The 21066-nt window shown below is 56.4% G+C and carries 21 protein-coding genes and 1 pseudogene; 8 read left to right on the top strand and 14 right to left on the bottom strand.

Going from position 1 to position 21066, the window contains the following annotated elements:
* Window positions 1-10: 10 nt before the first annotated feature.
* Window positions 11-1181: pseudogene (locus J2D77_RS01755) on the top strand (IS3 family transposase).
* Window positions 1182-1233: 52 nt separating this feature from the next.
* Here the strand turns inward: J2D77_RS01755 and J2D77_RS01750 are convergent.
* The 11 genes from J2D77_RS01750 to aat all read right to left on the bottom strand — a co-directional run bounded on the left by J2D77_RS01750 (window position 1234) and on the right by aat (window position 14652).
* Window positions 1234-5601, bottom strand: a complete 4368-nt coding sequence (locus tag J2D77_RS01750; RefSeq protein WP_207844489.1) for a glycosyltransferase — start codon at window positions 5599-5601, stop codon at window positions 1234-1236.
* Between the two features lie 166 nt (window positions 5602-5767).
* Window positions 5768-6595, bottom strand: coding sequence for a hypothetical protein (locus tag J2D77_RS01745; protein ID WP_207844487.1), 828 nt, complete (start codon window positions 6593-6595; stop codon window positions 5768-5770).
* Window positions 6596-6621: 26 nt separating this feature from the next.
* Window positions 6622-7521: a dTDP-4-dehydrorhamnose reductase gene (rfbD, locus tag J2D77_RS01740; RefSeq protein ID WP_207844485.1), complete on the bottom strand. Its 900-nt coding sequence runs from the start codon at window positions 7519-7521 to the stop codon at window positions 6622-6624.
* Between the two features lie 17 nt (window positions 7522-7538).
* Window positions 7539-8096, bottom strand: a complete 558-nt coding sequence (gene rfbC / locus J2D77_RS01735) for a dTDP-4-dehydrorhamnose 3,5-epimerase (RefSeq protein WP_207844483.1) — start codon at window positions 8094-8096, stop codon at window positions 7539-7541.
* A gap of 48 nt (window positions 8097-8144) precedes the next feature.
* A complete protein-coding gene (gene rfbA / locus J2D77_RS01730; protein WP_207844989.1) occupies window positions 8145-9026 on the bottom strand; it encodes a glucose-1-phosphate thymidylyltransferase RfbA in 882 nt (293 codons plus the stop codon).
* Between the two features lie 26 nt (window positions 9027-9052).
* Window positions 9053-10111, bottom strand: a complete 1059-nt coding sequence (rfbB, locus tag J2D77_RS01725) for a dTDP-glucose 4,6-dehydratase (protein ID WP_207844481.1) — start codon at window positions 10109-10111, stop codon at window positions 9053-9055.
* Between the two features lie 79 nt (window positions 10112-10190).
* Complete coding sequence (locus J2D77_RS01720; RefSeq protein WP_207844479.1) at window positions 10191-11417, bottom strand: glycosyltransferase family 2 protein; 1227 nt, start codon at window positions 11415-11417, stop codon at window positions 10191-10193.
* 225 nt (window positions 11418-11642) lie between these two features.
* Window positions 11643-12416: a hypothetical protein gene (locus J2D77_RS01715; RefSeq protein ID WP_207844477.1), complete on the bottom strand. Its 774-nt coding sequence runs from the start codon at window positions 12414-12416 to the stop codon at window positions 11643-11645.
* A 51-nt stretch (window positions 12417-12467) separates the two neighbouring features.
* A complete protein-coding gene (locus tag J2D77_RS01710; protein WP_230975400.1) occupies window positions 12468-13091 on the bottom strand; it encodes a hypothetical protein in 624 nt (207 codons plus the stop codon).
* On the bottom strand, window positions 13091-13897 hold the full coding sequence (locus J2D77_RS01705) for a hypothetical protein (RefSeq protein WP_407927072.1): 807 nt from the start codon (window positions 13895-13897) through the stop codon (window positions 13091-13093). Before J2D77_RS01705 ends, J2D77_RS01710 begins: the two co-directional genes overlap by 1 nt.
* Before the next feature lie 119 nt (window positions 13898-14016).
* Complete coding sequence (gene aat / locus J2D77_RS01700; protein ID WP_220556007.1) at window positions 14017-14652, bottom strand: leucyl/phenylalanyl-tRNA--protein transferase; 636 nt, start codon at window positions 14650-14652, stop codon at window positions 14017-14019.
* A gap of 289 nt (window positions 14653-14941) precedes the next feature.
* Between aat and J2D77_RS01695 the strand changes: the two genes are divergently transcribed.
* Together J2D77_RS01695 and J2D77_RS01690 are read left to right on the top strand one after the other, a co-directional pair.
* Window positions 14942-15919, top strand: a complete 978-nt coding sequence (locus J2D77_RS01695; protein ID WP_207844473.1) for a 2-hydroxyacid dehydrogenase — start codon at window positions 14942-14944, stop codon at window positions 15917-15919.
* A gap of 13 nt (window positions 15920-15932) precedes the next feature.
* Window positions 15933-16109 carry a hypothetical protein gene (locus J2D77_RS01690; protein ID WP_207844471.1) on the top strand — a complete coding sequence of 59 codons (177 nt, stop codon included), beginning with the start codon at window positions 15933-15935 and terminating at the stop codon, window positions 16107-16109.
* Between the two features lie 96 nt (window positions 16110-16205).
* Here the strand turns inward: J2D77_RS01690 and J2D77_RS01685 are convergent, their stop codons facing one another.
* On the bottom strand, window positions 16206-17042 hold the full coding sequence (locus J2D77_RS01685; RefSeq protein ID WP_207844469.1) for an EcsC family protein: 837 nt from the start codon (window positions 17040-17042) through the stop codon (window positions 16206-16208).
* A 244-nt stretch (window positions 17043-17286) separates the two neighbouring features.
* Between J2D77_RS01685 and J2D77_RS01680 the strand changes: the two genes are divergently transcribed.
* Both J2D77_RS01680 and J2D77_RS01675 read left to right on the top strand, forming a co-directional pair.
* Window positions 17287-18003, top strand: coding sequence for a hypothetical protein (locus J2D77_RS01680; protein WP_207844467.1), 717 nt, complete (start codon window positions 17287-17289; stop codon window positions 18001-18003).
* A gap of 122 nt (window positions 18004-18125) precedes the next feature.
* Window positions 18126-18461 (top strand): TIGR01244 family sulfur transferase, encoded by a 336-nt coding sequence (locus J2D77_RS01675; protein ID WP_207844465.1) that lies wholly within the window; start codon window positions 18126-18128, stop codon window positions 18459-18461.
* Between the two features lie 207 nt (window positions 18462-18668).
* On the opposite strand, the gene J2D77_RS01670 is transcribed toward J2D77_RS01675, so the two are convergent.
* Window positions 18669-19103, bottom strand: coding sequence for an EVE domain-containing protein (locus tag J2D77_RS01670; protein WP_207844463.1), 435 nt, complete (start codon window positions 19101-19103; stop codon window positions 18669-18671).
* A 2-nt stretch (window positions 19104-19105) separates the two neighbouring features.
* Window positions 19106-19399: a YciI family protein gene (locus tag J2D77_RS01665; protein WP_207844461.1), complete on the bottom strand. Its 294-nt coding sequence runs from the start codon at window positions 19397-19399 to the stop codon at window positions 19106-19108.
* 186 nt (window positions 19400-19585) lie between these two features.
* Here J2D77_RS01665 and J2D77_RS01660 point away from each other — a divergent pair, with 186 nt between their 5' ends.
* The 3 genes from J2D77_RS01660 to ccmE are packed head-to-tail and all read left to right on the top strand — an operon-like array spanning window position 19586 to window position 21056.
* The gene (locus J2D77_RS01660) at window positions 19586-20359 is read left to right on the top strand and encodes a heme ABC transporter permease (protein ID WP_207844459.1); all 774 of its coding nucleotides are present in this window, start codon (window positions 19586-19588) and stop codon (window positions 20357-20359) included.
* Window positions 20356-20529: a hypothetical protein gene (locus J2D77_RS01655; RefSeq protein WP_207844457.1), complete on the top strand. Its 174-nt coding sequence runs from the start codon at window positions 20356-20358 to the stop codon at window positions 20527-20529. The genes J2D77_RS01660 and J2D77_RS01655 overlap by 4 nt, the downstream gene beginning before the upstream one ends.
* The gene (gene ccmE, locus J2D77_RS01650) at window positions 20526-21056 is read left to right on the top strand and encodes a cytochrome c maturation protein CcmE (RefSeq protein WP_207844456.1); all 531 of its coding nucleotides are present in this window, start codon (window positions 20526-20528) and stop codon (window positions 21054-21056) included. Before J2D77_RS01655 ends, ccmE begins: the two co-directional genes overlap by 4 nt.
* Window positions 21057-21066 lie beyond the last annotated feature (10 nt).

Below are 21066 nucleotides of genomic sequence, written 5' to 3'. Positions count from 1 at the left end.
AGAAAGCCCTCTGGGGCATAGTTTTACGCCTGAGCAGATCATTGCGAAGCTGCATGAGGTGGATGTGCTCGTTGGCCGAGGTGCGACGGCGGTGGAAGCGTGTCGACAGATCGGCATCGCTGAATAGACGCTGTATCGGTCGCGCAAGGAATATGGCGGCCTGAAAGTGGATCTGGCGCGTCGCATGAAGGATCTGGAGCGGGAAAATGCTCGATTGAAGAAGCTGGTGGCGGATCTCGCACTGGACAAGGCGATCCTGCAAGAGGCGTCGAAACTGACTTTTTGAGCCCCTCCCGTCGCCGTGAGGCGATCGTACAGGTCCGTTGTGCATTGGCGGTATCGGAACGGCTGACCTGCCGGGTGCTTGGCCAGCACCGCTCGACACAGCGTCATCTGCCAAAGGATGATGCCGACGAGCATCGACTGACAGCCGATATCATCGCGCGCTGGCCAAGGATTACGGCCGCTATGGCTATCGCCGCATCCATGCCCTTCTGGGGCGTGCTGGCTAGCAGGTCAGCCTGTCGGTGGTAGAGCGGATCTGGCGGCGGGAGGGTCTCAAAGTTCCGAAGAGGCAACCGAAACGGCGTCGGCCATGGTTGGACGACGGATCGTGCATCCGGCTGCGCCCACAGCATCGTGGGCACGTGTGGTCCTATGACTTCGTCGAAGATCGGACGCACAACGGCCGCAGATACCGGATACTCAACATCATCGACGAGTGCAGCCGGGAATGTCTGGCAACGGTGCCGCTGCGGCGGTCCCGGTCGAACGATATGGTCGATCTGCTGATCGATCTATTCATCGAACATGAGCCGCCTGGGCATATCCGATCGGATAACGGCCCCGAATTCGTCGCCAACGCGGTGCGCGAATGGTTGGGCCGAGTGGGTGCCATCACCTTCTACATCGAACCCCGTAGCCCTTGGGAAAACGGCTACATCGAGAGCTTCAATGCCCATCTGCGGGACGAACTGCTCAATGGCGAGATCTTCTACAGCCTTGAGGAAGTAAAGGCCGTCACCGGCTGGTGGCGCGACCATTACAACCGGATGCGCCCACACAGCAGCCTGCAATACCGCCCGCCAGCGCCAGAAACAATCAGAATGCCAGCGTGGCCGCTCGGTTCCGCGACGCTTCACCTCCCAGCCAGGCTGGCATCAGAAGCGCATATCAACTAACTATGAAACCGGACCAGTCATCGCAGGCAGCCCATTTCACGACGATCACATCTCAGAGGAGCATGTCCTGCCTTATCTTACTTGAGACAACCTCAAGGTCAGCCGCCTGTTGAATGATTTTATCATATTCCTCTACCATGTCTGCAAAACTAGGCTGACTATCCAATACAGCCCGGCTTTTTGTTGCCAGTTTTTGGCGTAATGCGTCATCTTCTACTAGATTGGCCATGAGAATTGCCAATTCCTCCACATCACCAGGTGGATAGAACAAAGCATTCACATTTTCATACACCTGCTCTGGTATACCGAATACTGGCGTCGTGATGATAGGCAACCCGAAAGCCATTGCTTCCACAATTACTCGTGGTGCACTTTCTATACGTGAAGTACATACAGCAATGTCAGCCGCCGCGTAATATATAAATGGATCACTTGTTGGTCCTGTTAACACTATCCTATTGGCCGCTGACGAAGGCAAACTGTTGATACGAGACGTAATCACGTCCGTATAAGCTGGTTCTCCATTTGCACCCACTAAGAATATGCGTATCTTATCCTGAGTTTTTTCCTCCAACCAAGAAAAAGCTTCTATTATATCCAACTGAGACTTACGTGCACAAAGAGTGCCCACCACCACAATTGCCACTTCCCTATTCCCAAGGTTCAACAAATTGCGGGCCTGCGCACGATCCCATCGAGAGACCATCTCCGCCAAACGCGCGGGAGGAATCCCGTGACGAACAAGCTTGAATGTACCTTGGCTATCAAGTTTATGCCACGCACGACGCGTTGCATCAGCCACATAGATGACCCTGTAAGCTTCAGCAAATGCATTGTATGCATAAAAACGGATTGCCTCGGGCAGGTAGTCGAAATAGCTCTCCCATGCCTCACTCTCGTGCTGACACAAGATCGAAGGCAGACCAACGTAGGTTGCAGCAATAACTGCCCAAAAATTCTGAAGAGTATTGGCGACTACGACCTCGGCTCCCAATTGCTTCAACAAAGCCCCGTAATCCTCACAACTACGAGCTAATGTTGCCGCATCATGCACGTCATGCAGCGGTGAGCGAGACATAATATGTACTGGAATACCCTCTGCCTCATAAACTTCGCGAAGTGGACCGTCCCGTAGCGACAATATTTTGGCATGAATATTCCCTCGCTTTATTAGACCGACGGTCAGATCCATTAAAACGGAGGGCGCGCCTTCATAATTCAGGTTATGCGTAACCATTACCACATTGACAGGATTATTCCGACGACTCTGCAAACAGACCGCTGCTGGTTCAAAGCGCTCATTCTCCAGCGACAAATTGGGATTATACCAACGGTCGTACCAATTGCCATAAATACGACGAAAATTTATTCGCTCGTGTGGATTATATTTATAACCTCGTGTTTTACTCTCAAAATGAAACAACTCAGCGGTCGCGCAATAAACACAACTCCGGTTTGAAATTACAACTCTATAGCAATAATCAACATCATTATAAGAAACCGGAAAATTCAACTCATCAAAGCCACCCAACTCTTCGAACAATGTCCGCGAAGTCAACATACAGGCTGCTGTTACGGCAGAATATTCACGTGATGTTCGAACAAAACCCATATATCCCCAATCATGTCGAGGAATATTGCGAAACGCATGCCCGACCAGTCCCTCATGATAGCCATGAACAACACCTGCGTGCTGGACCGTATTATCCTCAAAGTAAAGTCTTGCTCCTACAGCGCCAACTCCCGGCATCTGACCATAACCCATCATCTGGCTTAACCATCCAGGCGATATGACTTTGGTATCGTTGTTAAGAAACAATATATACTCTGTAGTGCAGTATTCTTGAACCGCCCTGTTGTTAAGATTAGCAAAATTAAATCCTCCTTCGGGGCTGGGTATGCAAACCACCCGAATGTGAGGAGCTAACGTTAGAGATTCCAGATAAGCAATTGCTTCGGGATCATCACTCTCATTATCAACGATTAGAATATTGTAATTACGATATGTCGTTTTTACCAGAGAGTTTATACAAGTTCTAAGGAAATCAACCTGATTTTTGGTAGGAATAACAATCGTTACTGATGGACCATCATCAGGGAAAATAAGTTCGAATATGCCGCATCGTGCCTTGGCGGCCCAGTCAGGATGTATCACACGCACATCAGAATAACCCCGGCGTTTCATGGCCTCCAGCACGGCGCGACGACCTGCCTCGATGCTTGCAGGCTTATTATCCGCAGAGACGGCCGTAGAACCAGGAGCCGCACGCCAATGATAGAGAATTTTTGGAATGTGACCTACATGACGGGCTTTCTCTGCAGCGCGCAAAGCAAAATCATAATCCTGAGAACCGTCAAATGATTTACGAAAACCACCTAATTCGACGAAGAGAGATCGACGAACGCTAAATACATGTGAAATATACATAAATGACAAAAGCAATATTGGCGCCCAGTCCGGCTTAAACTGAGGCGCATAACGATGACCCTTTGTATCTATTTTATCATCATCACTATAAACAATATCCGCATCAGGATGATCCGCATAATAAATAGCCAATTCCGCCAAACAATCAGGAGTAATCAAATCATCATGATCAAGAAAGGCAACAATCTCTCCACTAGCCATTTCAACGCCAGCATTCGTAGCCACACTTATTCCCCCGTTTTTCTCCAAACGGGTGGTTTTGATACGTGAATCACGAGCTATCGCTCTTTCCAGCATAGCTGTTACATACGGTGCACTGCTACAATCATCGACAAGACACAATTCCCAATCATCATATACCTGCGCAAGAACAGATTCAAGCAATTCCTCGAAAAAAACGGGATCTGTATTATAAACAGGCGTAATCAATGAAATTTTCGGAGTGCGACCCTTTCGCTCTCCAAGAGAAGCGCAAATATTGTCAATAGCGCCACGGCTTAGTCTATTAACAGCCAACCATGATTCATAAACTGGCAGCGGCTCCTTACTTGACCATATATTTCTGCCTTTTTTTTCCGAGTTTTCTTCTTTCAAAACTACCGTTGCCGCACTTTCATTATGCCTAGGCAAATCCACAATTTGAATTAAATGCCGCCACGTGCCGCGCACCCCAAGCTTATAGAAACAAGCAAGCATAAAGATAATACGCTTCGGCAACCTATTTGGCCTACGAATAACCTCATTCAACAGAGGCCTCATAATTCTTTTTATAAAGCGAAACTTAAGCAACCCCGTCCGGATAGAAGTCTTACACCACCGCATCCAAGCTGTAATGCGCCATGATGATGAGGCATAAACTGCATGCAACTGAATCTCTAAATCTTTAACCGCCGCATTAAGGCGCTCAATTTCCGGATAAAGAATACTCAACCGGTCGTCGCGCTCGGAAATCTCGCTGGTATATTTTTTTACATCATTCTGTAATATTTTGAGTCTAATGGGATACGTAGCTTCAGCTTTTTTATATAAAGTAGTGAGGCGCTCCACTTCTTTATAGAGAGGCTCCAATCGATTATCGCGCTCCACAACCATATCATTGGCATGATGCACGGCCGCCGTAGCATCGTTGAGCAAAGTATTAAGACGTTCTACTTCTTCATATAAGGGCTTCAATCGATTGTCGCGTTCCACAACCATGTCACTAAAACGCTGGTTCTCGTCCATGGCCCGCGACAAAAGATTGGCGCGCTCCTGCGACCATGCTCTATCAAACAAACCAGCACCCAGACGTGAAAAAAAGCGACGGACAACGGCTAGTCGCTCTGAATTTACCGCCACGTCCATTATTAACCAGCGAATATTTTCGGGCATAGGTTCAGAACCCACATAGACCATGCCCAAGCCATTAGAATGATCGAAAGAAAAAGCCGGATATTGCACGGATATTTCTTCCCACAATTTCCATACACCAAATCCCCGTTCACGCACATTAATATCGTGCAATAGAATTATGCCTCTCCGACTCATTTTGGGAAGCCATTTTGTAAAATCATTTTTTACAGCATCATATGTATGCAAACCATCAATATGCAATAAATCGATCGAGCCATCGGAAAAATAATCAAGCGCCTGGTCAAAAGTCATCCGCATCAAGCAAGAAATCGCACCATATAAGGGATTATGATAAGCACTAAGCTCATCATAAACCTCATTACCATAATAACCCGCGTGGGGATCACCCTCCCAAGTATCGACAGCATAGGATTTAATAGGCAAATCGCAAGCAATCGCCGCCTGCAAAAACGCACAATAAGAATTACCAGTATGAGTTCCCAGTTCCACCATGCACGTCGGACGTGAACTCTCCATGAGCCAAAATGCGAATGGAATATGTCCAACCCATGGGGGAGGCCACGCCAAAAACTGCGGCTCCGCCAAAATTACTTTTGAACGCAGAAGGTGCATGATATCAGTGTCAGAAGCGATCGACATAAAAATTGGACATCCACTCAATTATGATTGACCTTGATTTTACCCTTTTTAGCATTTAGTTTTGCGCTCTGAAATACTTTCTTTTTTGCATTGGTGCACTCTTGGCATCGGCAACATGATGGTGACCCATCCGTAATCCGCAGATCGCATATAAGCATATCGCGTGTCAGGAAAGAAAATCTCTTAATTTATACCCCCAACGCACTTCTCTTTTACTTGAATTGTAGTGAAATCTCCTTGTCTTGCTAGGTATGTGCATAGATGCTGCTTGAAAATCCTCTTCTTTCACATAGCCTTGGGAGCGTACTCTTTTCCCGCGCAGTGGTAAGTTACCAACGTAACATCCTTGCAAACTCACAATCCATGCCAACAAAGACTCTGAATGCAAGTCGTTATACTTGCAAAATTTCTTGATTTGATTAAAGCGTGATGCATAAAACTTTGCGGCTTCAGGCCTTGCCAAAGCGCATCGATCATTCAACCCACCCCAACTATGCCATGATGGAATCAATATAGATTTAGCGTGGCTCATATTTTTCAGTAAATCAGGTATAAGAACTTTATCTATATATAAAATGTCTGGCCTGACGAAAAAATACGCATCAAACTTATCGTTATTGATCGCTTCAAAAGCGTTCCACCCATTTTTTAAAACATACAACTGATTTAATAAATTTCTTATAGAAGCCCAATCGTCGCAGAAAGGGTCTTGTCTTTTTTTTGCAATTTCTAATTCAGCGTCGATTTTATTTTTCTTTTGATCAAAAAGAAAATAGTAATCAGAATAGATTTTCAGGAAATCGCTTCTATCGATATCGACTTCATATTCGCCCGACCTGGCATTATGGATCCTGTCGATCATGTTTAGAAACGATATTTGTGTAAATTCCACGCCGATATCTTCATTTGGCTTTATAATATTCCTGTAAATTCCATCTCTCGTTTGCGATGGACTCCTGGAAATACCAAAATAGATCAGCGCAATTTTGACCATAAAAACCTGTTTTCTTTCACTGCTGTCTATGAACTATAAAGCGTTTTGACAACCTGACGTAAGCTGTCTTCCCATGCCGGCATAGCCACCCCAAATACGCGCTTCAGTTTAGCACTATCCATGCTGGAAACCGCCGGACGCTTGGCGGGCGTTGGCCAGTCTTCTGTCCGGATGGCTGTCACGTCCGGCATTGCCTGCCCGTAGGCTGTGGCCTCTTTCAGCGCTGCGACGGCCAGGCCATGCCATGTTGTCTCACCCGTGCCGCAAGCGTGGTAAATGCCTGCGAACTCGTCTCTCCAGCTATCCTTTTCCATAACAGCCAGGACTGAAAGGATGGCCCGCGCCAGATCATCGGAACTGGTTGGGTTACCACGCTGATCGCCAACAACTTTCAGGGTGGGGTTTTTAGCGCCCGCGTTCAGTATCGTCCGCACAAAATTTTTCCCGTGGGCCGAATAAACCCATGATGTGCGCAAAACCAGGGTTTTAGGGTTGGCCGCCAATGCCAGTTTCTCGCCTTCGGCTTTTGTTTCGCCGTAGACTGTCTGGGGGGAAATGCTATCTGTTTCCACATAGGGCGCGCCCTTGTTCCCCGCAAAGACATAATCTGTCGAAATATGAATAAGCGGGATGTCTCGTAGCGCACAGAGCCGGGCCAACTCGGCGGGACCGGAGGTATTGGCGCGAGCCGCAGCTTCGGGCTCACTTTCCGCCAGATCGACAGCGGTCCACGCAGCGGCATTGACCACCGCCACCGGCTCAATGGCATCCAAAATGCGTGCCAGCGTTTCAGGCCGGTCGAAATCGAAATCGGGGCGTCCTACACGGTGAATACGCGCCCCCCCCAATTTGACCAGGGATGTCGCCAACTGGCCCTGCCCCCCCGTAACCAGAATGGGGCCGCCTTGAGGTGCGAGACTATTCATCGGACAATGCCCCGCAGCTATAGCTGAAACCAGCCCTGGGCCGCCGAAAATTCGGGGGACAGCAGGTCTTTTTCGGACAACACGGCGTCCTCCGGCTTGATCGGCCAGTCAATGGCAAGCTCTGCACTGTTCCAGATCACCGCGCGTTCAGATGCCTTGTCGTAAAGGGCCGTGCATTTGTATTGGACCTCCGCATTCTCCGTCAGGGTGCAGAAGCCATGCAGGAACCCAGGCGGAATCCAGAGCTGCGACCAGTTGTCTTCCGACAGTTCGGCCGCCACCCATTGGCCGTAGGTCGGGGAACCGGTACGGGCATCCACTGCCACATCCCAGATAGCACCTTTCGTGCAGCGGACCAGCTTGCCTTGGGCGTGGGGCGCAACCTGGCAGTGCAAGCCACGCACAACGCCTTTCTGGCGGGAAAGACTCTGGTTGTCCTGCACGAAAGGCTGAGTGATGCCTGCCTCACGCATACGGTCGATATTATAGGTTTCCGAGAAGAAACCGCGATTATCCCCGAAACGAGGCGGTGTCAGGACAATGACGTCAGGAATGGCCAAGCGCTCTGTTTTCATACTCTGAACTCTAGCATGTATAAATATTCTGGAAGAAAAGCCTTGCGATCAGCGATGCCCAGCTTCTGAATCGGCAACCTGCATCAACAGACGCCCCAGTTCCGTCTTGATCATGCATCGGGCATGATCACGCAACTGATCCGCTGTAATGAAGCCCATACGGTAGGCGACCTCGGCCGGGGAGCCGACGAGCATGCCCTGCCTGGCCTGAATCGTATTCACAAACTGGCTTGCTTCCATCAGGCTGTCTGGAATGCCCGCGTCCAGCCAGGCACAGCCCCGCCCAAGACGGTCGACCTGCAAGGATCCCTCTTCCAGATAGAAGCGATTGAGATCGGTTATTTCCAGTTCGCCGCGGTCTGAGGGTTTGAGCCGTTTGGCAAAGTCCAGCACCCGAGCATCATAGAAATAAAGCCCGGTGACCGCCCAGTTGGAAGGGGGATTGCTGGGTTTTTCAACAATACTCAATGCGCGCCCCGTGGAATCGAAAGTCACCACGCCATAACGCTCGGGGTCACGGACCTGATAGGCGAAAACCGTCGCCCCCGAAGGCCGCAAGGCAGCGGTTTGCAGGGCAACACTTAAATGGTCCGCAAAAATCAGATTGTCGCCAAGGACGAGAGCACTGGGCGCATGACCCAGCCAGTCCTCCGCGATCAGGAAAGCCTGTGGAATACCGTCTGGCGTGGGCTGAACACGGTATTCGAACGTCACGCCAAACTGGGAGCCATCCCCCAGCAGGCGCTTGAACTGCGGCAGGTCGGCCGGTGTGCTGATGATCATGATATCGCGAATACCGGCCAGCATCAGCGTGGACAGCGGATAGTAGATCATCGGCTTGTCGTAAACCGGCAGAAGCTGCTTGCTGGTGGCTATGGTCATCGGGTAGAGCCGGGTTCCGGAGCCGCCTGCCAGCAGAATACCCTTCATGGGTGTGGAAATTGCAGTTTTCTGTGTCATTCGGCGGCAGTTCCCATACGGTTGCCAGTATAACGGCGGGCGCGAATGCCCTCCCACCAGGAGCGGTTGTCCAGATACCACTGCACGGTGCGGCGGATTCCGGTTTCGAAATCATGCCGGGCTTTCCAGCCCAGCGCCTGTTCGGCGTGGGAGGGATCGATTTCGTAGCGGAAATCATGGCCCGGGCGGTCTGTGACGAACCGGATCAGACGCTCACGCGGCCCGTGTGCATCCGGCGCGAGTTCGTCCAGCACTTTGCAGATGGTACGGACAACCTCCAGGTTGCTGCGCGGCTGGCGGGCACCTATGGCGTAGGTTTCGCCCGGAACGCCTTTTTCGACCGCCTTGACCAGGGCCTCGGCATGGTCTTCCACGAACAGCCAGTCCCGCACATTGGCGCCATCACCATAGACAGGCAGGTCCTTGCCCTCGATGGCGTTGATGGTGATGAGCGGAATAAGCTTTTCGGGGAAATGCCAGATGCCGTAATTGTTGGTGGTATTGGTCACGAAAGTGGGCAGCCCATAGGTATGGTACCATGCCCGCACCAGATGATCGGACGATGCCTTGCTGGCGGAATAAGGACTGCGCGGATCGTAAGGTGTCGTTTCCGTAAACGGCGGATCATGGGGCCCCAGCGCACCGAACACCTCATCCGTCGAGATATGATGGAAGCGAAAAGCCGCCCGATCGGCTTTGTCGAGCGACAGCCAGTATTTGCGGGCGGCTTCGAGCAGGGAGTACGTGCCCACCACATTCGTCTGGATAAACACGCCCGGACCGTCGATCGAGCGATCGACATGGCTTTCGGCCGCCAGATGCATGACCGCGTGGGGACGAAACGCCTCGAACAGGCAGCTCATCTCGCTGCTATCGACGATATTGGTACGCGCGAACGCATACCGACCGCTGGACGACGCATCTTCCACTGTTTCTTCGGACGCTGCATAGGTCATGCAGTCCACGTTCAGAACAGAATGATCGGTCGTCCGGACAAGGTGCCTGATGACCGCAGACCCGATAAAACCGCAACCGCCTGTCAATAAGATACGCAATCAGCACCTCTTTAAAAGATTTTATATTTTCGTTGTCTCATGAGCGACCGCGCCCATAAAATCAATAAAAATTACAAAACTATCTCCTACCCCCTCTCCCGACACTATTGCTTACAAAAAAATTAACCGCGCGCAGGGGTTTTGTTATTTTCCACGATTTTGAACTTTCCATATGAGAAATATAATTCTTTAATTTTATAATAATATTCTCTTTTTCATTCAAAGATGCTTCGAGCGACGCCACTTTGTGTTCAAGGGACGTGACGGTGTTTTTAAAATCAGCCTGCGTCTTTTTCAGTTCAACCTCGCCCCGCGTACGGTCGAGGCTCAGCTTATGAAATTCCCGTATTAAATATTCGTTGGAAGAAAGCGTTGAAAATTCCTTATATTTTTCTTTTTCATAGCCTCCCGCAAGAAGACTGGGGTCTAACTGAATTTCCTGAAAGAAATCCTTTATACATTCATACATTTCAAAAAAAGCCGTGTCTTTTAATGTAATCAGATGCCAATTAAGGAAACTGACACAATATTCAAAATAATATGCTTTATAATGCTCATATACACCCTTTTTTATCAACTCATCCCGTACCCCTCTGAGCGCGATGAGCGCACAGAGGAACGATTGCTCCCTGGTATTGGAGAGCGAGTTCTTTCTATCGAAGACATGCGTAATAAGATAATCGTCTATTTTTGACAGTCTCTGCGCGCAGAGAACAATAGAAAAAACAAAATACAAATCATTGGTCGTTCTTATTTCCTGAAATCGCAACCCGGATTCCAGAATGATTTTTCTTTTGATAATCTTATCCCATGCCCACCATACAAAGCAGTGGAAAATATTGTTTTTTATATCCCTGGCAGAAAAAACCTCCGTATCCGGCAATAAATCATCTCTGATGGACCATGTCATGGGAGATGTATCATGCGTCTGCAGATTTTTACCGTATGACCGGAAAACCACTATATCCGCATCACGTGATTTAGCAGCATGATAGGCTTTTTCCAGCATATCGGGATGATATATATCATCATCGTCCAGGAAGATAAGATACTCACCCTGAGCAAGGGATAAGGCCAGATTCCTCGAATAGGCAGCACCACGGTTTTTATCGTTGAAAACGATCTTGAAATTGTCCTCCTTGTCAAATTTTTCCAGTATCTCTGCCGTACCATCCGTCGATTTATCGTCAACCACAATAACCTGATAATACTCAAGTGTTTGGTTTTTAATATTACAAAGGGTTTCTTCTATAATATCCGCAGAATTATATGTCGTTATGACCACAGAAACAGGAACGCCGCTCACTCTTTTGATCTCCTGCATTCTACTCTCTCGAGTCCTGCGCAAAAAATGGTGATTCCACAAAATTGCTTGACAGCGATAATACTCTGCTCACTCTCTCAATAATACCTCTCGCCACGCCGCGCTCCAAACAGGTCTTCTCCCCTCACCTTCGGGGCAGTCATCCAACAGCCTTACGTGACGAACCTCAGCCCGTACAGCGCGACCCGATCCGATGGATACGCCACCTTACTGTCTTTTCTTATCCGAAGCACCCGCCGCAGCGTAACCCGGCAGATCGTCCGCGGCCTCGTCCCCGTCATGTATGTCGGGCAGCTTATCCAGCCATTGGCCGGTTTCGCGCCCTTGCGGGGTCGCATTGTCGGGTAAAGCCTGGGCCGCGTCACCGCTATCGTCGGAGAGCATGTCCGCGGGACCTTCCTGCAAATAAACGGTGTCGTTCAAGGCACTGGTCACGGAAGCCTGGAGCTGGCCCGAGCGTGCAAGGGTGCGGAAGGATGTTTCCTCATCCACCATTTTGGTGTCCAGCCCGTTGCCGCTGATCTCCCCCACCGCATGAAACGCCGGATCGGCCACGGGGTTCACGGGCGCCACCAGCCAGTGGCGCGTGTGCGACACCACACTGGCGGCATCGGCCTGCGCGCAGGGCTGCATGTGGGTGAGCGTCACGGTCTCGGTCGTAACAAACCCTTCGGTGCGGCTGTCCAGCACGATGCGCGTATGGTTATGGTGATGGGTATTGCCGCGCTGGGGCACCACCCTGCGCTGCCATTGCTGCGCGGTAAAAACGGTGCCGGACGGCACGACAACCAGAACCTGCGTGGGCGCAGCCGCCTGCGGAGCAAGGCACACATTCGCCGCCCCGCCATCGGCTGCGTGTGCAACCCCACCCAAACCCACGCCCTCCCGCCCCGGCAGGCATGAGCCAAAAGCACAAAAGGTGAAAACCAGGGCCAGTGCGCCCAGCACACGCAGGGAAACCCCGCCAGCTTGCGGTTTCATGGGCAAGGCACCTTTCCTGTCAGCCTTTTCGCACCGCCCCGCCACCCGCGATCAGGGATGGGCCGGGCCTTCGGACTTCAGGCCTGCCGGAATGGCAAAAACGCTGTCCGGCTGGGCTGCGCGACTGACGCTGAGCGCGCGCACACGCACCTGCCCGTTCTGGACAACCTGAAGCAGCAGGCCATCAGCCGTATAACAGGCATCGGTCTGTCGCCCGTCCGTATCGGTCGTGCGCCATAGTGTGCAGCCTTCACCCGCGACAGTGGAACTCCCCAATCGCGCATAGGTGCCCGTAGCTGGGTGCTGGCCTGGCAGGGTCAGTTCCTGCTGGCCGGGGACGGGCATGGAACTCTCCCGCCCACGGCTTTCATCCACCACATGCAGGGTGCGATCCTTCCACGACGTGATCATGAACACGCCCGCCCCCTGGGGGTCCAGGCGCTGCCGCAGGGTGGAAACCTGCCAGCGCATGCGTTGCCGGGCCGAGGTCTCCCCCTGGGCGGAGGCCACCTCATACATCACATCCGCATCCACCGATGGCGTGACATAAGGGGCATCGGCCGTGCCCTGGGCCAAAGCGCGCCCCCCGCCCACACCAGGCCAGGCGAGTGCGACCAGAAAGGACATGATCGTGCCCGCGCAAGCCAGACGCGCGCCATGACGACACATGACCATTACGGGTTCCCCTGCTGGCTGGTATCGGGCTGGCTGGTGTCGGACGGATTGCTGCCGGGCTCGCCACTGGCGGGGGGCTGGGCGGCCGGGCCCTGCCCTTCCTCCCCGGCGCCACCTGCGGGAACCGGGGCATGCGGCTTGACTTCCTGGTACCCCACCGGCGGCTGGAAGGCGCTGCTGGGCACCGTTTCGTAGGACACGCTGGTCGCCACCAACTGGCCGTTCAGCCCATCCACATCCGCCCCGTCCTGGCGCAGGATAAAGCCGTCATCGGTCACGCAGGCAGAGGTCGACCCTTGGGCGGAATAAGCCTGCCAGACCGTACAGGGCTGACCCGCCACCGTGTCCGTTCCCTTGCGGGTGAACTGCATGGACAGGTCGAGCAGGAACGGGTTGCGCACGCTTTCCTGCTGCACAAGCCGCGTATAAATATGGCGTGTATTCAGGATCACCAGCACTTCCTGTGCCGCGCGGTTGATAATGACGGCGCCACGGCTGGCGCCATCGGCAGCCCCCGTCAGGTAGTTCAGGCGCAGCAAGCCGCCATCGCCCGAATACAGGACCTGCACCTGCCGCGTGGGCAGTGGCGTGGTGGGGGCCGGGCCTGCCTTCAGATCCTGCTCGGTCGGGCGGGGCTGAAAACTATAGACAATCACGGCATCACGCGCGGGGGTAAGCGGCGGGTGATCCATCGCCTGCTGGGCATGGGCGTGACCCACGCCAAGGCTCAGGCTCCCCACCGCGCACAGGGACAGCAACGCCAGACGCCGCGCATGGCCCGCGCCCTTGCTCAAGACGGGGGAAATATCAATCACCGTGGCTGTCTCCAATCTTCACGCAGGGTTATCGGCAAGTCTGCACGCCTTTCATGGGTCTTTCGTGGATCTTTCATAGGTCTTTTATCCGCAATCGGCCGGCTGTGGTGTCATAAATTGCGGATTTCGCTTTCCAGCATATCGGGCGGAATGTCTGCCTGCCAGCGTGGCGGCATGGCTATGGCACGTTCCAGCAGGGCCTTGTAGCGGGCCGCGGGAATTTCCGTCCCGCCGAATGTGGCCAGATGGTCGGTCCCGAACTGCGTGTCCAGCAGGATGAAGCCGCCCAGCCGCAACCGTGCCACCAGGTGAACAAGGGCAACCTTGGAAGCGTCGCTCACGCGACTGAACATGCTTTCGCCAAAAAACACGCCGCCCAGGGCCACGCCATACAGGCCGCCCACCAAATCTCCATCCAGTCGGCATTCCACGCTATGACCGAACCCCATATCGTGCAGGGCGCAGAAAATCCGGTAAATCTGACCGTTGATCCAGGTTGTCTCCCGCCCCGGGGCGGGGCTCGCGCAACCGCGCATGACGGCAGGGAAATCCCGATCCACGCTGACTTCGAAACGACCTGACAACGCCGTGCGGCGCAGGCGCCGGGGCAGATGAAAGCCATCGAGCGGCAGAATGCCCCGCGGGTCGGGATCGTACCAGTCCAGCCCGCCGTCTTCCGACGCCATGGGGAACAGCCCCGCGGCATAGGCCGCGAGCATGAATTCGGGGCTGAGCCCTTCTGGCATGCGGATCTTTCCTCCCTGGCTGTATGGCTGGCTGCGTGGCCTGGCTGCATGGCGCACGCAGTCTGCTGTTCTGGCCCCTTGGCGCGGCCGCATGGGGCTGCCCCGTAATCCCGATCGCCGGACCGAATCATTGCGACGCGCCTGTTACCCGAACCGTGCCACCGGCGGGGCATCAGGTCATGCCCGGGATGGTAGGGCATGCGCCACGGGGCCATCCCTGCCATGCCAGATTGACAGGGCCGGAGGCAACGGCCCAACTATCGCACCAATAAAAATTATGGAGACCGCCGTGACAGCCACGCCCCCACGCCTGATTCGCTCGGTTCGCCTGCTTGACGCGGCGGAAGCGCGCATCCGTTCGGAATTCACGGCCCCCCCGCCCCCCGACACCGCCATGGACACACCCACGGCCATAGCACTGGCCAACGAATTCAAACCCTTCGCCATGGTGGTGACGCATACGGCCCCCCTGCGCAAACCCGATATTGCCAAGCTGCCCGACAGCGTCAAACTGGTGGCGACAGTCAGCGTGGGGCTGGACCATCTGGACGTGCCCGCTTTGCTGGAACGCGGCATTGCCGTGTCCAACACGCCCGACGTGCTGACCGACTGCAACGCCGATTTGGCGATGATGCTGGTTCTGGCCGCCAGCCGCCGGGCTGCGGAATATTTCACCCTGGTCAAGACAACCGGCTGGACAAAGCCGCTGGGCATGGCGGACATGCTGGGCCACCGCGTAAGCGGAAAGCGGCTTGGCATTGTGGGCATGGGCCGGATCGGCCAGGCGCTGGCCAGGCGCGCACGCGGGTTCGACATGGATATTCTCTACCACAACCGCCGCCGTCTCGATGCGGCGGAAGAAGCGGGCGCCACCTATTACGCCACGCTGGAAGACATGCTGCCCCATTGCGATATCGTGTCATTGCACATGCCGGGCAATGCGTCCGCCCCCCCTATCATCAACGCCCAAACGCTGGCCCTGCTGCCGCGTGGCAGCGTGCTGGTCAATGCGGCGCGCGGGTCGCTGGTGGATGAAGACGCGCTGATAGACGCCCTGCAATCGGGCCAGCTCAGCGGGGCCGGGCTTGATGTCTATCGCCACGAACCCAACCCCAATCCCCGCCTGGTGGCCCTGCCCAACCTGTTCACCACCCCCCATATGGGCAGTGCGACGGTGGAGACACGCACCGCCATGTGCATGCTCGCCCTCGATAACGTGGCGGCTCTGGCGGCAGGCAGGCCCATGCCTTCCCCCGTAACCGCGTAAGGGAGCAGGAACCATGACCTTCCGCCTGTTCTGCGTACTGGCTGTTTTCGCGTGCCTGGGCCTGGATTTCATTGCCCCCCATTACCACGGCACGGCCGAAATCGGCGGGCTGGCATTCCTGGGTTTCGCGGTGGCGGCCACGGTTCTTGGGCTCAGGGCCGACACGCGCGCGAAGGCCCCGCTACGCTAAATCAAGGCCGGGCCATACAGGACCGAACCACATAAAGCCGGGCCGCGTGGGGTCGTTCACCCGCAGCCCGGTTCGCGCCCGATGGGCGTGCGTGCCTTACAGCAGCGGGTCCCTGTCGCGCGGGGAGAGGTTATCGCGCATGGCCAGGGCCGTGTCGCGCACCACGGGGCCGTGTTCGCGTTCGAGCCTGCGGATAGTGAAATGCGCGCGCGCCAGAGCCCGGTAATGGTTGAAGAACGCCGTATTCAGCGACGCACCGCACAGCGCGCCGGCCACCGGCATAAGCTGGAGCGAGAGCTTCTGCCCCAGCGCAAGCCCGTAATGGGATGCGACCTCGGCAATCAGCATCACCACCGGGCGGCCACGCAGCACCGCGCGGGCCGAGAAATAGCCCAGCTCACTTTCCTCGCCATTGCGGCGATTGGGGAAAGCCTTGAGCGCGAACACTTCAAGGCAGGCGCGGCGGGCGTCCGGATCGTTCATGTCCTCGCCCTCCTCACGCGCGATACGAGCAATTTCGCGCATGATGGTCAGGGTGGTGAAGCTGATGTCAGGGGCCAGGCCCGCAAGCCCCGTAAAGCCCCCGACAGCCCCCGAAACCGCAACCGCCGCCTGCAGGGCAGGCGCCCGCCAGCGCGGTTCCTCCATGACCGTATCGGCAACACCGCCCATGCCCAGAACGGCCACATCGAACGCGCGGGCCACGGCGGCTTCCGCCAGGCCGCGCAATTTATCCTCGAAACCGGGGGCCATGCCCAGGCCGCGCAGGCCAAGACGGGCCGCATGCCCGACAGCGCCCCCCATCAGGTCAGCCAGGCGAATAAGCACACCGCGCCCCGATTCCACCTCGGCCAGGGCGTGTTCCAGTTCCCCCAGATCCTGCCCGCTCAGTACCAGTGGCGTCAGCGCGCCGCCTGCTTGGTTCGTGCTCATTTCTGTTTTTCCTGCCTGCTGTCATCGGGGTGCGCGACAGCGCCGCCACCCCGATCGGAATTGTCATGAACATAACAGGCACCGACCCCGAAAGACAGCGCCCCGCACCCCTGCCCTCTCCACGCAGCCCCGCATGCGCGGGAACAACATTGTCTCTCCCGCGTGAAGCCCTTACACCACGTAGTCTGATGCACCATGGTCAGGAATCTGGCGCGCGTGCCCCCGCTTTCAAGGAGTTGGCTCCATGACTGGTCTTTCTCACCCATCCTTTTCCAGGACGCGGGCGGCCGCAGCGCTGCGTGGCACGCTGGGCAGTCTTTCGCTCATGGCAGCCCTGGGCTTAGGGGCATGCGCCACACCGGGGCAGGAAACATACCAGAACGCCCTGGCCGATGCCCGGACCGATCCTGCCCTGTGCAGTGCCGACAGCTACGCGCCGGCAGGCAAGTATACGACCCTTGTCGCGGAATCCTGGCTGAAGGCGCACCAGCCCGGCAATGCCGACGCGCAGGACGCAGCCCCGCCACCCCGCGCCGACCCGCCGCCGGTCACGGTATCGGGCGTGTCGGCCATGCCCGATGTCAGCTTTCCGCCCTATTCGCAGCGTGCCTGCCGCATGACGGTCCAGAGCGGGACAAACCCGCCGGAAACCGGGTTCCTGACCGTGGCCTATTTCATTCATAACGACAGGGTGGATACGTCACTCGCCCGGTGGGATTCCGATGGCGCCGTCTCGCGCTATTACGATGCGCTGAAGGAGAAGGTCCGCGCCGGGGTAGATATGAGCAACCCCACGCTGCAAGCCTGCATGAAGCATTTTCCCGCCCTGCACCCCGACAGCACCGACCCCGCCGTGCAGCAGGCCGCCGTCAGCCTGCGCGCCTTGCTGATCCGCCATTGCCTGGCCGACCACGCCGCGTTGCAGAACCTGTATTCGGACATGTATTTCATCCACCGGTAAATCTCAGGCACCGGCTTTTCCCCACGGGCAGCCCCTGGCCGCCGGTTCCTGCCCGTGCCCGATACCACCCGCCCTACGGCCCGCCATGCGTGGGCCATGACCGACAAAGGACCGTCCAGACCATGACATTCCACACGCTCAGCCCCGATTTCGCCGTTTCCGCCCAGATTACGGTGGATGACATTCCCGCCATTGCCAAGGCCGGTTTCAAGACCATCATCTGCAACCGCCCCGATGGCGAGGAACCGGGCCAGCCGACAGCCCAGAGCATTGGCGACGCGGCGAAGGCGGCAGGCCTGTCCTTTATCGCCATACCGGTCATGGCAGGCCATGGCCCGTCATCGGATGCCATTATCGAAACGCAGGAGACGATCAACACCCTGCCCGGCCCGATTTTTGCCTATTGCCGTTCGGGCAACCGTTCCGCCCAGCTCTGGACGCAAGCCACACAGGTCTGAGCCCACACAAGGCTGAAGCACCCCGTGGAGCAGGCCCGCCGGAGGCTCGCCCACGGGAAATGCTCATAGGGTCGCTTACGGGAAACGCCCGTCAGGGAGGCCCCTGCACAGGCGCCCCGGGGGATACCCATGGCGGGTCCGCCCAAGCCGCCTGCACATTATCACGATAGCGTGTTCAAAACCCCGACCTGAGGGGCCCGGCAGCCTTCAGCCCGGTTCGGCCCATGCGCCCATTTCGCACAGCAGCGCCCATTCGGCTTGCGTGACAGGGCAGACCGACAGGCGGGACTGGCGCACAAGCGCCATCTCGGCCAGGGCGGGCGTGTCCTTGATTTCGCTCAGCGCCACCGGGCGGGGCATGGAGCCGACGGTTTTCACGTCCACGCAGACCCACGCCCCCTTGGGCCCCGAACCATCGGCCACCGTGGGGTCGGGATAGGCTTCGCGCACCACTTCCACCACGCCCACGATCGCGCGCTGCACGTTGGAATGGTAGAAAAACGCGCGGTCCCCCGCCTTCATGGCCATGAGGTTTTTTTTGGCCTGATGGTTGCGCACACCCGTCCAGGGTTCCACATCATGGGCAACCTGTTCCGCCCAGCTAAAGGCGTCCGGTTCGCTTTTGACCAGCCAGTACGCCATGCCTATGCCACCAGTTGCCCGTCGCGGAAGACGGTCCGCAAGGGCCTGACGATCACGCTTTCGAACAGGTTGACCCCGGCATAAGGGTCGGCTGCGGCAAAGCCTTCGGCACTTTCGCGGTCGGGCACATCGAGCAGGATCAGGCTGCCGCAGGGCTTGCCCTGTGCGTCAAGCTGCGGGCCCGCGAACTGCACGGCCGCCTTGTGGCTTTCAAGAAAGGCCAGGTGCTGCGCACGCGTGGCCACGCGCAGTTCCAGCGCGCCGGGTCGGTCAGTACAGATAATGGCAAACAGCATTGCGTTTGGTACTCTCGCTCTGGTGGTTGTATCGCGCAGGCAGAACGCCCACGAAGAACCGCGTTATGTCAAGATACGTTGCGCGTTATATCAAAGAAGACAAGCATAGTCCCCTTCCCACAGGCGCGTGAATGTGGAATGGAGAACAGCCGAACGGGTCAAACTGGAAACGGAGCGGGTCATCATTTGAACGCCACACCAACCTTTACCGCGCGGGCTGGCGGTTTTTTCCACCGCTACGCCAATCCCGGACGCTTTCTTAAACTGGGTGCCCGCCTGCAACCCTGGCTGACCTGGCCCGCCGTCGTGCTGACCCTGGTGGGGCTGGGCTGGGGGCTGTTCTTCTCCCCCGCAGACTGGCAGCAGGGAGATTCCGTGCGGATCATGTATATCCACGTCCCCGCCGCCATGCTGGCATCGGGCGGGTATGCGGGGCTTGCCTTGTGCGGCGTGCTCTCCCTCGTCTGGCGCCATCCGCTGGCTGACCTTGCGGCGGTCGAAATCGGACCGGTGGGTGCGTGTATTACCGCCCTGTGCCTTGCCACGGGTTCGCTGTGGGGCAAGCCGATGTGGGGCACATGGTGGGTGTGGGATGCGCGGCTGACATCCGTTCTGGTGCTGTTTTTCCTGTATCTGGGCCATATCGCCCTGATCCGCGCTTTCGACGACCCGCAGCGCGGCTATCGCGCCGCCGCCATTCTGGCCCTAGCCGGTGCGGTCGACCTGCCCATCATCAAGTTCAGCGTGCAGTGGTGGAACACCCTGCACCAGCCCGACAGCATTACGCTGACAGGTGCGCCCACCATGTCCAGTTCCATGCTGTGGCCGCTCGGGCTGTCCACACTGGGCATATCGCTGGGCTTTGCGGCCATCGTGGTGGCCCGCACGCGTGCGGCCGTGATGGAAAGCCGTATTCGCGCGCTGCTGTCCTCCCCCCGCCGCAAAGGAGGTGCCGCATGACGCATCTGCCCTATATTCTGGCAAGCTACGGGCTGGCCACCGCCATGGCCCTTACGCTTTCGATCGGGGCGGCCCTGCGCCTGCGGCGTGACCGCGCCCGGCTGGATGCGCTGGAACGCACAAGTGCGAAAAGAACCGCCCCGTCAGCACAGGCGGGTGCCACGCCATGACGCGCAAGACCCGACGGCTGTGGCTTGTCATTGCCTGCGTGGCCTGCCTGGGCACTGCGGCGGGGCTGATCCTGCGGGCGTTTTCATCCGATATCGTGTTTTTCGTCACGCCATCGCAGGTCGTGGCCGCCCCGCCCCCCAAGGACCGTACGGTCAAGCTGGGCGGCATGGTGGTGGCGGGTTCCGTCAAGCGGGAGAAACGGGGCGAGACCCCGATTTCCACCTTCGACGTAACGGATGGCCAGGCCTCCGTCACCGTGCATTACGAGGGCATTCTGCCCGACCTGTTCCGCGAGGGGCAGAGCGTTGTCGCCATTGGCACGGCAACCCCGCCGCATGACTTTGCCGCCGCCGAAGTGCTGGCCAAGCATGACGAAACCTATATGCCCAAGGAAGTGGCCGAAGCCCTGAAAAAAGCCGGAAAATGGGACCCGCGCTTTGGCCCGCCCCCCAGTGCGACAAGCTGGAACCAGATGACCGTGCAGGACGCCCGCAAGGATATTTCCGCGGCCCCCGCCACCAACTAGACCAACAGGC

Source organism: Acetobacter garciniae, from assembly GCF_017377735.1.
Classification (GTDB): Bacteria; Pseudomonadota; Alphaproteobacteria; order Acetobacterales; family Acetobacteraceae; genus Acetobacter; species Acetobacter garciniae.
This window is presented reverse-complemented; position numbering and strand designations above follow the sequence as displayed.

What these genes read in the sequence shown, in the direction of transcription:
- J2D77_RS01750 (WP_207844489.1), bottom strand. Translation starts at nt 5,601, where the DNA reads ATGTCGATCGCTTCTGACACTGATATCATGCACCTTCTGCGTTCAAAA.
- J2D77_RS01745 (WP_207844487.1), bottom strand. Translation starts at nt 6,595, where the DNA reads ATGGTCAAAATTGCGCTGATCTATTTTGGTATTTCCAGGAGTCCATCG.
- rfbD (WP_207844485.1), bottom strand. Translation starts at nt 7,521, where the DNA reads ATGAATAGTCTCGCACCTCAAGGCGGCCCCATTCTGGTTACGGGGGGG.
- rfbC (WP_207844483.1), bottom strand. Translation starts at nt 8,096, where the DNA reads ATGAAAACAGAGCGCTTGGCCATTCCTGACGTCATTGTCCTGACACCG.
- rfbA (WP_207844989.1), bottom strand. Translation starts at nt 9,026, where the DNA reads ATGAAGGGTATTCTGCTGGCAGGCGGCTCCGGAACCCGGCTCTACCCG.
- J2D77_RS01715 (WP_207844477.1), bottom strand. Translation starts at nt 12,416, where the DNA reads ATGAAACCGCAAGCTGGCGGGGTTTCCCTGCGTGTGCTGGGCGCACTG.
- J2D77_RS01710 (WP_230975400.1), bottom strand. Translation starts at nt 13,091, where the DNA reads ATGGTCATGTGTCGTCATGGCGCGCGTCTGGCTTGCGCGGGCACGATC.
- aat (WP_220556007.1), bottom strand. Translation starts at nt 14,652, where the DNA reads ATGCCAGAAGGGCTCAGCCCCGAATTCATGCTCGCGGCCTATGCCGCG.
- J2D77_RS01690 (WP_207844471.1), top strand. Translation starts at nt 15,933, where the DNA reads ATGACCTTCCGCCTGTTCTGCGTACTGGCTGTTTTCGCGTGCCTGGGC.
- J2D77_RS01685 (WP_207844469.1), bottom strand. Translation starts at nt 17,042, where the DNA reads ATGAGCACGAACCAAGCAGGCGGCGCGCTGACGCCACTGGTACTGAGC.
- J2D77_RS01680 (WP_207844467.1), top strand. Translation starts at nt 17,287, where the DNA reads ATGACTGGTCTTTCTCACCCATCCTTTTCCAGGACGCGGGCGGCCGCA.
- J2D77_RS01675 (WP_207844465.1), top strand. Translation starts at nt 18,126, where the DNA reads ATGACATTCCACACGCTCAGCCCCGATTTCGCCGTTTCCGCCCAGATT.
- J2D77_RS01670 (WP_207844463.1), bottom strand. Translation starts at nt 19,103, where the DNA reads ATGGCGTACTGGCTGGTCAAAAGCGAACCGGACGCCTTTAGCTGGGCG.
- J2D77_RS01665 (WP_207844461.1), bottom strand. Translation starts at nt 19,399, where the DNA reads ATGCTGTTTGCCATTATCTGTACTGACCGACCCGGCGCGCTGGAACTG.
- J2D77_RS01655 (WP_207844457.1), top strand. Translation starts at nt 20,356, where the DNA reads ATGACGCATCTGCCCTATATTCTGGCAAGCTACGGGCTGGCCACCGCC.
- ccmE (WP_207844456.1), top strand. Translation starts at nt 20,526, where the DNA reads ATGACGCGCAAGACCCGACGGCTGTGGCTTGTCATTGCCTGCGTGGCC.